The organism is Sutcliffiella sp. FSL R7-0096, from assembly GCF_038595065.1.
Classification (GTDB): Bacteria; Bacillota; Bacilli; order Bacillales; family Bacillaceae_I; genus Sutcliffiella_A.
The window spans coordinates 893442-908085 of record NZ_CP152003.1 but is presented as its reverse complement, the minus strand read 5'-3'; the positions used below and the strand labels follow the sequence as shown (position 1 = coordinate 908085).

Below are 14644 nucleotides of genomic sequence, written 5' to 3'. Positions count from 1 at the left end.
TGGTGCCTCCTTCTATTTAATACGTATCTTCTTCTGAATGTAAATTTAGTTGATTGGAGAGAAAGAGGCTAATTAATCCGAATGGTAGCCAACTATCATACTGCCTCTCGTCAAAAAAGGACAGAGTGCCCCCTGTCCTTTGCAAGCCATATAAAATTATAGCTTCACCTTAATTTTGATATCTTCCCCAACCTTCTCATTGTTCTCATCCACAGGCGCTTTCATTTTGATCTGGACCCACTCCACATCTTCTGCTTTCGTCTCTTCTAGCAAGAAAAAGATAGCTCCCTGTTTCTTTTCGCCGCCAGTGAATCTCTCATTCAATTCACCGGTATCTTCACTCTTGGTGGTTAAACGGGAATCTGGTGCTTCAATCTCTTCACCTGAACTAGTTACAATGCTTGCTTGGTACGCTTCAAAATTCAAGGAATTAGAACTTGTATTTTCCACTTCTAAATCAAATTGGATATATTGGATTTCATCCTGACCTAAATATTCCTTAAATCCACCAGAAAGCTTCCCACTCATCACAGATACTTTGTCCACATTGATGGAAAAGGAATCCGTTTCAATTGGCTTTAAGCGATTATTTCTTGCATGGTACGTAAAACTGCCGCCTTCCGTTTCTGCAGTTTCACCAATCGGAATCAAGCTTTCCTCATCTTCACTCGCTTCCCTTTCTTCTGCAAAACCTTCTTCATTCACTTCCGTAGTTTCCTTGTCATCTGCTGAACAAGCTGCCATTACCACTACCAATAATCCTATAAAAAGAAGTGATAGGTATTTCTTCATTTGGCGTTCCCCCTTGTGTGACTGAAATTCTCTTTTTTCTGTATAAAAATGATTATACTGCATATTTTCACAGAATTGCTAGTATTCCGACAATATCCACCCTAAAATGCCCTTCCATTTTAAGGTATACCTAAAAAGAGGACCTATCATCATGATAAGCCCTCCCAAGTCAATCAACCTTCCAACAACAAGTCTTCCGGATCTTCTAACAATTGCTTCACTCTCACTAAGAACTGTACAGCATCTTTTCCATCGACGATACGGTGGTCGTAAGAAAGTGCGATGTACATCATCGGTCTAACTTCAACTGTATCGTTATCATCCACCACGACTGGACGGCGTTGGATCGTGTGCATTCCAAGGATACCAACCTGTGGAGTGTTCAGGATTGGAGTGGAATAAAGGGAACCGAAGATTCCACCGTTTGTTATCGTGAACGTTCCACCTTGAAGATCTTTTAGTCCCAATGCGTTGTCACGGGCCTTTTTACCAAGGTCACCGATTTCTTTTTCGATACCTGCAAAGCTTAGTTTGTCAGCGTCACGTACAACTGGTACGACTAGGCCTTCTTCTGTTGAAACCGCAACTCCGATATCATAGAACTTCTTCAACAGGATTTCGTCGCCTTGAATCTCCGCATTTAATAATGGGAAAGATTTAAGCGCGCCGATAACGGCTTTTGTGAAGAAGGACATGAAACCTAGTTTAACGCCATTCTTTTTGAAGAAAGCATCTTTGCGACGGTTACGCACGTCCATCACTGCCGTCATATCAACCTCGTTGAAAGTAGTTAGCATTGCTGCTGTGTGCTGTGCTTCCACTAGGCGCTTTGCGATTGTTTGGCGTCTTCTGCTCATTTTGATGCGTTCTACGCGTGCGTCATCTTGAGCCGATGCTGCTGCAGCTGGTTTAGATGGTGCAGCTGCCGGTTTGGATGGAGCTTCAACATTTGGTGCATTCTTAGCTTGGTTGTGTGCTTCCACATCTTCTACACGAACGCGGCCCATTGGGTCACGGTAGGAAACTTCATCAAGATCAATGCCAAGCTCTCTTGCTTTTTTGCGCGCTGCCGGAGAAGCTACTGTTCTGGACTTGCCGGTTCGCTTATCCTCTACAGCTGGTGCTGTTTCTTTAGCTGGTTCAGCTTTAGGAGCCTCTTCCGCTTTAGGTGCTTCTTTTGGTGCCGCTTCAGAAGCAGCGCTTGCGCCTTCTTCCCCTAGCTTTGCAATAACCTGGCCAACGACAACATTGTCGCCCGGCTCAGCCAAAAGCTCTTGGATTACCCCACTGAAGTCACTTTTAATTTCAACGTTCACTTTATCTGTTTCAAGTTCTGCGATTGTTTCTCCCTTTTCAATGGCATCACCTGTTTTTACTGTCCATTCTGCTATCGTACCTTCTGTGATAGATTCTGCTAGTTCTGGCACTTTAATTTCGATCATTTGTTTTCCCCTCCATGCCCTTTGTCTACGTTCACTGTATCTTCGACGATCCAAGCTTGTTCTTGTTTATGAATATGTGGCTCCCCTGTTGCCGGACTGGAGCGTTTCGGACGCCCGATATAGTCCACAGAGATGCCGTCTGTTGCAATTTCATGAAGGTTCGCTTTGACAACCGGCCAAGCTCCCATGTTCTTCGGCTCTTCTTGAACCCATACGATTTCTTCTAGGTTAGGGAATTGCGCAGCAAGCTCTTCCACTTCCTTTTGAGGGAATGGGTATAGTTGCTCGACACGTGCGATGTGAAGGGACTCCACTTCGTCACTGCCCTTTTCATCAATTTTAGCTGCAAGATCAATCGCCACTTTACCTGTGCATAAAGCAAGGCGTTTCACTTGGTCTTTATTTTGCCCTGTACGCTTTTCTTCCACTAATAGCTTGAACTTGCCTTCCGTCAACTCAGATACCTCTGAAACAGTCATCGAGTTACGCAATAAGCTCTTGGGTGTCATGACGATAAGCGGTCTTGCATCCTCTTTTGTCGTCAGCTTTGCCTGTCTTCTTAAAAGGTGGAAGTATTGCGCCGCACTTGTCACGTTCGCAACAATCCAGTTGTTTTCTGCAGCAGAGTTCAGGAAACGCTCCACGCGACCACTGGAGTGCTCAGGTCCTTGTCCTTCATAACCATGTGGCAGAAGCATTACCAGACTTGATTTTTGGCCCCATTTCGCTCTTCCGGATGCGATGAACTGGTCAATGATTACTTGCGCCACGTTTACGAAATCCCCAAACTGTGCTTCCCAAATCACAAGGGATTCAGGTGACTGGACACTATATCCGTAATCAAAACCTAGAACTGCCGTCTCAGATAGCGGACTGTTGTAAAGGGATAGGGAAGCTTTTGCTTCCGGTAGCTCGTGCAACGGAATGAAGCGCTCTCCCGTTTTGTTATCATGCAATACAAGGTGACGATGTGAGAACGTTCCGCGCTCACTATCCTGACCTGTCAGACGGATCGGCGTGCCATCAGCCAGAATGGATGCAAAGGCAAGTGTTTCCCCAAGAGACCAATCCACTTTGTTGGCATTTGCAAGCAGGCTTTCACGCTTTTTCAAAATACGTCCAAGCTTCGGATAAACGGTGAATGTTTCCGGGAACTTCACAAGGTTGCTGTTGATGGACTTCAACACATTTTCCGGCACTGCCGTTTCAAGCTCAGGTACCTGATCACTGATCGGCTTTGGCACCTGCTTAATTTTCACATTGCCTTCGTCCTCTTTACGCAGCTCATCGAAAATCCCCTGCAACTTCTGCATGAATTCCGTTTTCTTGCCAGTAACATCCTCTTCCGAAAGGATGCCTCTGTTCACAAGCTCTTTTCCGTACTTTTCTGCAATTACCGGATGATTGTTGATTTTTTCATATAAAAGTGGTTGTGTCACATTGGCATCGTCCATTTCGTTGTGACCGAAACGACGGTAACCAATAAGATCAATCACGATATCCTTCTTGAATTTCTTGCGGTATTCATAAGCAAACACCATGACAGCCAAACAGCTTTCCGGATCGTCGGCATTCACATGGATAACCGGAATCTCATATCCTTTTGCAAGGTCACTTGCATATTTCGTGGAACGGGAATCACCGAAGTTTGTGGTGAATCCAAGCAAGTTATTCGCAATGATATGAATCGTACCACCTGTTGCATAGCCTTTCAGCTTCGTCAGGTTTAACGTTTCTGCTACGACACCTTCACCAGGGAACGCTGCATCCCCGTGTACAAGTACGCTGAAGGATGACTGTTTATTTTGTTTTGGATACCCTTTTTCCGAACGGTCTTCCTGGGAAGCTCGTGCCACCCCTTGAACCACCGGATTCACGAACTCCAAGTGACTCGGGTTGTGTGCAAGGTTGATGCGTACCACCTGTTCCTTCTCACCCGTAACTTTACGGTCTGCACCCATGTGGTATTTCACATCCCCGGACCAACCAAAATTGATGCCGCGGGAACCTTCAGAAGGTACAAGCTCCTTGTTTGGAGAGTGGTGGAATTCAGAGAAAATAAGCTCGTACGGCTTGCCAAGCACATGCGCAAGTACGTTCAGACGGCCACGGTGCGCCATCCCGATGCTGATATTCTTCGTTCCATCTTCACAGCCGGACTGAATAAGCTTGTCGAACATCGGTACAAGCATGTCCAATCCTTCAATGGAAAATCGTTTCTGGCCCACGAATGTTTTATGTAAAAACTTCTCAAAGCCATCAACAGAAATCAATCTTTCGAGTAGTTCCACTCGTTGTTCTTTACTGAACGGACGCTCAATTCTTGTATTTTCAATATATGAGTTCAGCCATGTTTGCTCTTCTTCGTCATGGATATGACCGAACTCATACGCGATCGTGCCAGTATAGATGCGTTTAAGATGCTCATATGCCTCCCACGCGTTGGAAATCGCCTCAGGTGCAGCTTCCCACACAAGGTCGACGGGAATCTGAACCAGGTCCTGCTTGCTTAACCCATACGTTTCCACATCCAAAAACCCAACATCATCCTGAGGTTCTTGGTGAAGTGGATTGATGTTCGCTGCAAGGTGTCCAAGTTCACGGATATTGCGCAAAAGCTTGTTTGCGGAAATAACCTTTTTAATCGCCGTCTGTGGCACTGCTTGTTGAATGCTGGCATCACTTTTTGATCCTTCAGCAGAAATGGAAATGGAATCCATTCCAGGCGGTGGACCCAACTCCTCAAATAGCGCACGAATAGATCCGTCTACTGATTCCGGATCATGTTGATACTTTTCATACATGTCATACACATAACCCATATTCGGGCCATAAAAGCGCTCCCAAATTTGTTCTACTTCGACCTTACTCATTCCTACATGCCCCCATCTTAGGCTGTGACGTTTTAAAAATGCCTCTAGATTCGTTAATATATAAAGGTTCAGGTAAAATGATCGTATTGTCTACTCGCTGTAAATTACCGTTGCAGTAACATTTACAATTCCTATACCCTTACCAATTACTTTCACACCTAAATTATACAGAAAAAACTTTCTATTTACCATAAAAACGTTTTCATATTTTGGACAAATTTTCAATAGTGTACGAAAACACTAGCGTTTTCAGAATATTATAAAAAGATAGGTGTAATGTTTGAGGTTCAGGTGAGATTGAAAATGTTATTGTAGGTGACGCAGATTCCTTTAGTGCGTTAGGGGGTGTGGGTGTTGGTGCCATTTTTTATAAGGCTCTTTTCTCAAAGATTGTTGCTATTAATAGTGAAAAGTCGGCAATTGGACTTTTCTCACTGCTTACATATTCTAAAACTTGCAAGTAGTATTTTTAGTACAACAAGGAAAAGAGCATGTCAGTAAGGAAGATAACGGTTGATTCAAAAAAAACAAAGTTTACGAAATCAGCTTTTTTTAAAGTAAAAACACTTACGCATTCTGCCAATTCAACACAAAAGGCCTGCCCGAATTTCTCAGGCAGACCCATTCATCAACTTGCTTTTTTTATTGATTTATCTTTATTTTTCTCTACTTTCCACTCTTTGTCTAAGTCTTTCATTAGTCCATAACACATGACCAAGACAATAAAGGTCAGAGGCAGGGCACTGACAATGATAGCCGTCTGCAGTCCAGCCAGACCACCTGACACCATCAGCACCAATGTAGCCGCCACCAAAATGATTCCCCACACAACTTTGATCTTATTCGGAGGATTCAATTTGCCACCTGTTGTCTGCATGCCTAGCACAAATGTTGCAGAATCGGCAGAAGTGACGAAGAATGTTGTGATGAGTCCGACCGTCAAGACGGATAACAAAGCACCGAACGGCAACTGCTGGTACACATAGAATAATGCCGTCTCAAGGCTTTGGCCCGATACATTCAACCCTTGCACATACTCAAGGTAAATGCCTGTACCGCCAAACACGGTAAACCAAAGTGCACAAACAAGGCTTGGCACAAGTAAGACAGCAATCGTGAATTCCCTGATTGTACGACCTTTAGAAACACGGGCAATGAACATTCCGACAAATGGCGTCCACGAAATCCACCATGCCCAATAGAAGACCGTCCATCCTTGTGTCCACGCAGCCTCTGTCTCATCAAACGGTGATAATCGCAATCCCATCAACGCCACATTTTGCACATAGCTTCCTAATGTTGTAGTAAACATATTTAATAGGAAAAGAGTTGGTCCTAAAATCAGCATCGCAAAAAATAGGACCACCGCAATAGACATATTGATATTACTTAAATACTTAATTCCTTTTGATATTCCTGTAGTTGCTGAAATGATGAAAAGTACAGTGATGACAGCCATGATGATGAACTGTATCGTGAAGTTATTGGGGATACCGATCAAGTATTCCAATCCGGCATTAATCTGCTGTGCACCCAATCCAAGGGATGCAGCAACCCCAAATAGCGTCGCAAACACAGCAACGACATCTATCGTTTTCCCGATAGGGCCTTTCACCTTTTCACCAAGTACAGGACGCAGTGTAGCACTCATCAGTCCTGGTGCATTATGCTTAAACTTTTGATAAGCAAGTGCCATCGCGACGATTGCATAAATGGCCCAAGCATGAAGCCCCCAATGCAACCAGGTATATCTTAACCCCAAAATGGCGGACTGTTCCGTGCTCCCCTCACCAAGTGGCGGTGTGGAAAAATGAGAAATCGGTTCTGACACTCCATAAAAAAGCAACCCGATACCCATACCGGCAGAAAACAGCATCGCAAACCAAGTCGGGCGACTATACTCCGGCTTATCATCTTTTTTCCCAAGTTTGATTTTTCCATATTTACTGAAGATCATAAAAGTGGCAAATAAGAGGAAAAACGTAGCTACAAGCTGATAAAACCAACCAAACGTTTCTAGAACAAAACTCTGGGCAACTCCCATTGCACTTCCCAATTGATCTGGTATCCATACACCAATCAATACAAAAATTGCGGCAATCCCCACTGAAATCTTAAAAACCGACCTATCCATAAGCATCAACATCCCTCTTCTTAATTTTTTGATTTATTCCCTACAATGCCTATTAATTAAACCACAATACATGTAAATTAGAAAAAGCGCGGAGGGATGATAATTAAGAGTATTGGGTGATATAGTGCTTTATGACGCATCCATCTTAAGCAGGAGGAGGATTCCTTTTGAAAGGTTAAAGATGCTCCGGTTTCCTCGCTTTACTTGTTTGAAGGAGTCTATCTTTGCGAGATTGCAAGACTGGTTTTTTGAAAGTTCGTGCCAAACGGGGGGAAGTTGATGCCAAAATGCACCGAGTTCGTGCCAAAATGAAGTAAGTTCGTGCCAAACAAACCCTAGTTCCTGCCATACCCATTTTCTTAGCTATGATAATGCCGTTGTTCAAATAAAATCACCACCATCGCACCACGCCTATGATTCACTAATTGGCTTCCACTGATTTATAGAAAAAAACCGAAAAGCCATGCTTGCCTCCCGGTTTCCCAATCACACTCTATTCTCCAAATCCTTCGCTGTCTTGCTCGTTTCCACTTCCTTCTCATTTTTCAATGTCCCAAACAGCACATCGACAAAAGGCGTGGACACTCCATACCAGAAGTTTTCATTCTTAAAATGATGGAGGATATGTGTTTTCTTAACCCATTTACCAAATTTCGTTCGGGGCTTGATTGGACGATGCGCAATGTAATGCTTCCACTCGTAGAGGAAAAGCATCGCCATCAATCCACTCGCAAAAGCTAGCGTGTGCCACCAACTACCCGCAATCATATAGAAGATAATGGCCAACACAGATAAATTGGGGAGACTGTACCACAATGGTAAAAATAATAAATGCAGATCATTAGGATGGGTATGATGATCATAATGCAATCGTTTTAGCATTTTTAATAGAAAAGGACTTTTCGGCGGCTTCAGATGAAAGACAAAGCGGTGGGTCAGGTATTCACTAAACATGAAAACCAACATACCCAAAGCGAATATCCCAAGTCCCCCCCACGTAATCCCATTCCACAACAGCGCACCAATACTCCCCAAAATCAGCACTACCAACACACTGATATCTGGAAATAAAAAGAATTCCCTGTAATATCCCTTCATCTACCTTCTCCCCTTATCCAGCTTATTTTATAGCTGTTTGTTCCTTCCACATCTGTATGCTTTGCTCCATCATCTCTTGTACAACCTGTTTGGCTTTTTCACCGTCTTTTTCCAGAGCCGCTTCCATGAGTTTCTCATAATAGGTTCTCGAGGCATCCCGATAAACAGATTCTGCAAAGTAATAGGCTGCCATTTTAATATAAAGGTGCTGGAAACTGTTTAAAATCAATAGATAGATTGGGTTCGGTGCAGCTGCAGCCAAACCTCTTTGGAGGTACCAATCATATTCCGCAAAGGCTTGCGGGTCATCTGGTACAATCTCGCTTTCTTTTATAAGAGAGATAACTTCTAACGGTTTATGTGAAACAGCCCCTTTTACATATGATGGTGAAAGGTCCTTGCGAAGCTCCAGAAGGTGGTTGATAAAGGCATTTGGGATTGCGTCTTCTTCGTTCAGAATATGGACGATCGTCATGAGGTTTCCTTCCTTCCAATAGTCATTCACCGTGGCGCGCTGGTTGTGACGGATAGTCAGCCACCCATCCCGCTCCAGCCGTTGCAGGACTTCGCGGATTACAGGGCGCCCCACTTCAAACTCTGCGGCCAATTCGCGTTCTGACGGAATTTGGGATCCTGGTGAATAATAACCTTGAAGGACTTTTCGAATAAATTGTTTTTCGACTTTATCTGTTGCCCGCATAGGTATGGCGGCCTCCTTTTCTTCATAAAAGCTATTTCATAAACTTTGTTGCTTTTCCGTATTGTTTAAACAATCGTTATATCCCTTACTGTCGTACTCTTTTCCCGGTTATACAGCGTAAACTACATGCCTATTTTAGGTAAGCAGTGAAAAGTACAGTTGCTGATTTGAATAGCAACGATTTTTGAGAAAAGAGCCTTCAAAAAACAAAACTGGTAATACCAGATTTATGTTTGGTATTACCAGTTTATACTTAGTATTTAGTAATTTCAATAATATTCTGACTTATTCGTACCACTTATGCCACATTTTCTTATTGTTTCCTCTTACAAACGTATCCAAGCGGTTTGGTCCCCATGAAACGGCAGCTGGATGGGATTGCACGCCGCCTCTCGGTGCACCAAGGTTGCCCCATTGGCTCCAGCGTTGACCATTCCAATATTTTTGCCACAAGCGGTTGTCGTCCCCTTTTACAAAGACATCAATCCGGTTTGGTGCCCACGAGGCTGCAGCTGGCGCTCCTTCAAATCCGCCTCTTGGTGTGCCAAGGTCCTCCCAGCGACTCCAGCTTCTTCCGTCCCACCATTTATGCCACATGCGCTCGTTCATGCCGCGCACAAAGCAGTCAATTCTATTTGGTCCCCATGATACCGCACCAGGTGATCCAGTAAGTCCTCCCCGTGGGGATCCAAGATTCTCCCATTGACTCCAACGTGCACCGTCCCACCACTTATGCCACATATTATTGTCCATGCCTTGTACAAAGCAGTCTAAACGATTGGCAGACCAGGAAGAGACGGATGGTGTACCTTTGAAACCGCCGCGCGGGGAACCAAGATCTTCCCACTGACTCCAGCGCTGTCCATCCCACCACTTATGCCACATGCCATCATTGGCGCCCCGGGCAAATGTATCGATCCGGTTCGGTCCCCATGATACTGCCGCCGGTGAACTTCTCAAACCGCCCCGCGGCGCACCAAGATCATTCCAACGACTCCACCTTCTGCCATTCCAAAACTTCTGCCACATCCGGTTGTCTTCCCCGCGCACGAAGGTATCGAGGCGGTTCGTAGACCAGGATGCAACTGCCGGTGCACCTTTCATCCCAAGTAAAGGCGACCCAAGATCCTCCCACTCCCGCCAACTTGCCCTCATCTCAGTTTCATCAGTGCGATAATACGGGTATGGACGTGGTCGAGGATAATAGTATGGATAGAAATATGGCGCGGGAGCTGGGTAGTATGGATAATAATAAGGATAATATGGCCGTGGTCTCGGTCTTGGATAGAAAAAAACCAGCCGCTCATCTGTTGGTGTATGCCGATATGCATATGGATACTGCCCAAAGTTCTGGTTTGAATACATAAAAAAACCTCCTCTAACTAGACTTCTGCCTAATAGCCTATGCAGAAGACGGGCGGGGAGGTGCATGTTCCAAGAGATTATTCAGGGCGAAACATGGAGAGATTGGTGGATACCCATACCGGTAGGAGTACAATCTAGGTTTACTATTCAAACTCTAGCATTTATTTTCCGTTAATTAAATTTACGATCCATTAAGAGCAAAATACTTTCCGTTAACTAAATTTACGATCCATTAAGAGCAAAATACTTTCCATTCGACAAAAAGCACCCCTCATCGACACACCCCTCAGACCGTAAAGCAAGCAAAGAACGACCAGCCCAGCCCCCAAAACAAAGAGCCCTCTTCAAAAAAGAGAGCTCTCTTTAACGCATTAACGCACAGCGGGTCAGACCCCTACTTCCTTCACGATTTGCTCGGTAATAGGATTGTCAGCTTCAAGTCCGGTTATTTCCGTGATGGCCTCCTGCAATCCTTTTTCGTGGATTAGTTGTTGAATCTTCTGGGCTTCGTCATCAGTTGGCATATCGTAAGTGATGGCGGCTGCGATCGCCTTTATCAGGTTAGCTGGAGGATGACCGAATAGCTCGAGGTATTGTTTTGCCGGTCCAACTAGGCGGTCGTTCCCACCGAGCTTTCTGAGCGGAGCACGTCCTACCCTTGTGACATCATCCGTGATATAGGAGTTTTCAAATCGGGAAAGGATCTTGCCGATGTATGCCTCATGCTCCTTCTTATCGAATCCATATTTCCCGACAAGGACCATTCCTGTTTCCTTTAAAGCGGACTCCGCTACCTTACGAACCCCCTCATTTGTCAGTGCTTCGTCTATTGTTTTGCAGCCTTTTTGATAACCTAAATAGGCAACTGTGGCATGGCCTGTATTCACCGTGAACAACTTACGTTCAATATACGGGGTCAAATCATGGACAAACGTGATCCCTCCAATGGCTGGTGTTTCCCCAACAAGTGCAGACTCATCCACCACCCACTCATAATACGGTTCCACAGTGACCATCAACTTATCAGCATTCGTCTGATTTGGCACGATCCTGTCGACAGCAGCATCCGGAAACGCGAACAGCTCATCGAATAACACGATTTCATCTGGTGCCAGCCCTTCATATACATGCTGTTTCAACAAGGAACTTCCACCGATAAGGTTTTCACAGGCTATGATGTTTAATGGGGCCTTGTTGGTTTCCAGACGGTTACGCAAACCACTTACAAGCGATTTCGCGATGATCGGGAGGATGGAGGGGCCGACTGCAGTAGTAATGATATCCGCATCCACAATCGCCTTTTCCAACCCGCCACTATCTTTCATACTATTGATGGCCGACACATTACGTACAACCAACTCCTGCTGCGTTTTATCCGCCAGTACCACTCGATACTCTTTTTTTTCATTAATCAAATCCACTATTTCACTGTTTACATCCACAAAAGTGGTCTTATAGCCTGCCTGATAAAGCAAAGCTCCAATAAAGCCTCTGCCGATATTGCCTGCACCATAATGAAGTGCCTTCATGTTATTGAACCCCTTCAAATAATTCAAGGATCTCTTCAGCAGATGTTGCCTTCACAATCTGTTGAACATTTTCTTCTTCGGAGCAGACAATCGCAATTTGCGAAAGAATCTCCAGGTGCTCATCGCCTTTTCCTGCAATACCGATCAATAATTTCACTTCATTACCTGCACCAAATTCCACACCAGCCGGAACTTGTAAAATAGCGATCCCGGATTCTTTCACTGCTTTTTTTGCATCCTCTGTACCATGTGGGATCGCAACAAAGTTACCCATGTAAGTAGAAGTTAATTCTTCACGTTCCAACATCTTTTCAATATATGCTGCTTCTACATACCCGCGGTCTACTAATAGTTGCCCTGTTTTTTTAATTGCTTCCTCTTTTGTGCCTGCAGATTCGTTTAATAGGATGTTTTCTTTTGCTAAGATTGGTAAAGTCATGATTCAAACACTCCTTAATTCAGTTAATTTTTCGTTAAAATAGCGGTTTAATGTGGCAGCAAGATGATTCCCAATCGCAACCCCGTCCACTGATTCAAATCGTGAAATGCTTCGGTCATCTTCTATGATGGATGCACTAATATGGCTCAGTACTTCTAATACCTCTTTCTCCGCCTCTGAGGGGGCAAGAAGAAGGAGGACCGACTCCACTTCCATTGGTCCCTGATCCATGCCTGTTGTCGGACAAGAATGAGCCAGTTTGAAAATTGAAAAGGATGGTTGTAACACGGCATCACTTTTCGCGTGGAACAATGCAAGCTTTGTACCCGGTATCCCAAGCCCGCCAAGCTCTTCCCTCTCCAATAGATCCCCCATTACCCGCTCCGCATCGGAGAGCTGCTCCATATGTTGCAATTCCTTGCAAAGAGTCTGCAACGCAATCCGAATGGATTCGCGACCTTCTCCCTTTTTAAAATTAAAGCCCTTCAATAAGGTTGAAACTGCTTTGGAATAGAGCGAAACCTTTTCGAGATTATCTGCCACCGCTTCTTTTGGAAGCTCTGGGTGATGAAAGGTTTCCTCTAGTTCGAAATTACCCTTAATCTCTATCAATTTGTTTTTATGCTGCACATAGATATACTGTTTGATTTTGTCTATTTCTTCTTCTGTTAAGATCGGGTTGACGATAAAATAGTCTCTGTTGAAATCAGGCAAACGAATCGTAGAGATGATCAGATCATAGTTTGCGTGATTTAACAGGTTCAACTCAAATAGAGATACATTCTGACATACTTTTATTTCTGGAATTTCTTTTTGAAGCCTTGTTGCCAGCATTTTTGAGGTTCCAATGCCTGTGGAACAGACGACAAGTGCCTGAATCGGCATGGCTTGATGGATGTTCAATAAGACAGATCCAAAGTGCATGACCAGAAAACCGACTTCTTCTTCTGGAATCGAGAGATCAGGGAATGTCACCTCGACACCTTCTTTTAATATGGAAAATAATTCTGCATATTCCGTTTTGATTCGATCTAAGAGCGGGTTTGTTATTCCCATGTTTTGCTTGATGCGGAACAACGCCGGACCAAGATGGGCAACAAGCCCTTGCAATAAAGAAGGATTATCGGATAGATTTTGGTGGATCCTTTTTTCTACATAACGGATAAGGTGCTTTGCTTTTAACGCATCCTGCATTCCCGCTTCTTCTGCAAAATATTCCTTGTCCTGCCTTAACTTCGCTCCTCTTAGATGCATGGTGATGTAGCCAATTTCGGCGTCTGGAATTTCTGTTTGATACACTTTTTCAAGCTTCTCAATGATTTTTTTGGCAATCATGTATTCAGGAGTCCCTTCCAGTTCGGAAAGGTAGCTCTGATCGATTGTAATATTTTCCCCGCGCATGATTCGCTCCATCGCCAATGCCAAATGGACAACCAGCCCCATATAAGCACTATCTGCGATGGAATAGGGCAGCTCTTTGTTCATTTCATCCACTGTCCGCTCTACTATATGCAGATTCTTTTTTTCCACTAGACCGAGCAATCTTTCCGATATCGGGTCGGATGACTGCTTACTCTTCTTTTGGATGCTCTCTTTTATAAGGCTCAGCAGTTCATACTCATCCACATTATCAGTGATTACCTTGCTCATCGCCTTACGCTTGGCATTCTCGTCGCCTTCAATCTGTACACCATATCCTCTTTTTCGGATAAGTGATAGATTCCGAAATTGGGCTAGCCGCTCCTCCACTTTATTGAGATCATTACTCACTGTCGCAATGGTGACATTCAAATCATTAGCGAGCGCAATCAACTTGACCGGTTCGACCGATTCCAATAGTGCACATAAAATGATTATCTGCCTTTCTTCAGCGGTGTACTGGTTATGATCTACATTGAAAAGAAAGAGCTTTAAATGTTCTATATTTTCTTGTTCCCCGATTAGTTGGACACCGACACCTGATTTTTTTAATAAAGATAGCTGATATTGAGCCAAGGTTCCCTCGACTTCTTTTAAATCACGGTGGATGGTTCGGGTACTGACATTTATTTCATTGGCCAGATCACTGACTGTCAGTTCTTTATCCGTTGATAATAGAATCTCCAGGATCTGCCGCTCTCTTGCGGTAATATACATAGCTCTCACTCCAATACCCTTGGATGATGACAAAATTTAATTACTATGCTTATAGTTTCATCATAAATCACCTGTTTTATTGATTCAATGAAAGGAAAATAAGGATTCGTCAGACTCGTTGTTGACAAAAGTTAAT

Annotated in this window: 10 protein-coding genes; all 10 read right to left on the bottom strand. The window is 44.1% G+C overall.

Annotated elements, in window-relative coordinates; genetic code table 11:
• Positions 1 to 156 precede the first annotated feature (156 nt).
• Positions 157 to 792 (bottom strand): DUF4352 domain-containing protein, encoded by a 636-nt coding sequence (locus MKY77_RS04635; protein WP_339149120.1) that lies wholly within the window; start codon positions 790 to 792, stop codon positions 157 to 159.
• Between the two features lie 173 nt (positions 793 to 965).
• On the bottom strand, positions 966 to 2234 hold the full coding sequence (gene odhB / locus MKY77_RS04630) for a 2-oxoglutarate dehydrogenase complex dihydrolipoyllysine-residue succinyltransferase (protein WP_339149119.1): 1269 nt from the start codon (positions 2232 to 2234) through the stop codon (positions 966 to 968).
• Positions 2231 to 5107: a 2-oxoglutarate dehydrogenase E1 component gene (locus tag MKY77_RS04625; RefSeq protein ID WP_339149118.1), complete on the bottom strand. Its 2877-nt coding sequence runs from the start codon at positions 5105 to 5107 to the stop codon at positions 2231 to 2233. The genes odhB and MKY77_RS04625 overlap by 4 nt, the downstream gene beginning before the upstream one ends.
• 628 nt (positions 5108 to 5735) lie before the next feature.
• On the bottom strand, positions 5736 to 7247 hold the full coding sequence (locus MKY77_RS04620) for a BCCT family transporter (protein WP_339149117.1): 1512 nt from the start codon (positions 7245 to 7247) through the stop codon (positions 5736 to 5738).
• A 480-nt stretch (positions 7248 to 7727) separates the two neighbouring features.
• Complete coding sequence (locus MKY77_RS04615) at positions 7728 to 8339, bottom strand: sterol desaturase family protein (protein ID WP_339149116.1); 612 nt, start codon at positions 8337 to 8339, stop codon at positions 7728 to 7730.
• A 22-nt stretch (positions 8340 to 8361) separates the two neighbouring features.
• Positions 8362 to 9039, bottom strand: a complete 678-nt coding sequence (locus MKY77_RS04610; RefSeq protein ID WP_339149115.1) for a GntR family transcriptional regulator — start codon at positions 9037 to 9039, stop codon at positions 8362 to 8364.
• A gap of 285 nt (positions 9040 to 9324) precedes the next feature.
• Positions 9325 to 10404, bottom strand: coding sequence for a carbohydrate-binding protein (locus MKY77_RS04605; protein WP_339149114.1), 1080 nt, complete (start codon positions 10402 to 10404; stop codon positions 9325 to 9327).
• 386 nt (positions 10405 to 10790) lie between these two features.
• A complete protein-coding gene (locus MKY77_RS04600) occupies positions 10791 to 11933 on the bottom strand; it encodes a mannitol-1-phosphate 5-dehydrogenase (RefSeq protein WP_339149113.1) in 1143 nt (380 codons plus the stop codon).
• A 1-nt stretch (position 11934) separates the two neighbouring features.
• On the bottom strand, positions 11935 to 12372 hold the full coding sequence (locus MKY77_RS04595; RefSeq protein WP_339149112.1) for a PTS sugar transporter subunit IIA: 438 nt from the start codon (positions 12370 to 12372) through the stop codon (positions 11935 to 11937).
• A gap of 3 nt (positions 12373 to 12375) precedes the next feature.
• On the bottom strand, positions 12376 to 14508 hold the full coding sequence (locus tag MKY77_RS04590) for a PRD domain-containing protein (RefSeq protein ID WP_339149111.1): 2133 nt from the start codon (positions 14506 to 14508) through the stop codon (positions 12376 to 12378).
• Between the last annotated feature and the right edge of the window lie 136 nt (positions 14509 to 14644).

Excerpts from the sequence above, each read along its gene's own strand:
- MKY77_RS04635 (WP_339149120.1), bottom strand. The coding sequence starts at position 792 with ATGAAGAAATACCTATCACTTCTTTTTATAGGATTATTGGTAGTGGTA.
- odhB (WP_339149119.1), bottom strand. The coding sequence starts at position 2,234 with ATGATCGAAATTAAAGTGCCAGAACTAGCAGAATCTATCACAGAAGGT.
- MKY77_RS04625 (WP_339149118.1), bottom strand. The coding sequence starts at position 5,107 with ATGAGTAAGGTCGAAGTAGAACAAATTTGGGAGCGCTTTTATGGCCCG.
- MKY77_RS04620 (WP_339149117.1), bottom strand. The coding sequence starts at position 7,247 with ATGCTTATGGATAGGTCGGTTTTTAAGATTTCAGTGGGGATTGCCGCA.
- MKY77_RS04615 (WP_339149116.1), bottom strand. The coding sequence starts at position 8,339 with ATGAAGGGATATTACAGGGAATTCTTTTTATTTCCAGATATCAGTGTG.
- MKY77_RS04610 (WP_339149115.1), bottom strand. The coding sequence starts at position 9,039 with ATGCGGGCAACAGATAAAGTCGAAAAACAATTTATTCGAAAAGTCCTT.
- MKY77_RS04605 (WP_339149114.1), bottom strand. The coding sequence starts at position 10,404 with ATGTATTCAAACCAGAACTTTGGGCAGTATCCATATGCATATCGGCAT.
- MKY77_RS04600 (WP_339149113.1), bottom strand. The coding sequence starts at position 11,933 with ATGAAGGCACTTCATTATGGTGCAGGCAATATCGGCAGAGGCTTTATT.
- MKY77_RS04595 (WP_339149112.1), bottom strand. The coding sequence starts at position 12,372 with ATGACTTTACCAATCTTAGCAAAAGAAAACATCCTATTAAACGAATCT.
- MKY77_RS04590 (WP_339149111.1), bottom strand. The coding sequence starts at position 14,508 with ATGTATATTACCGCAAGAGAGCGGCAGATCCTGGAGATTCTATTATCA.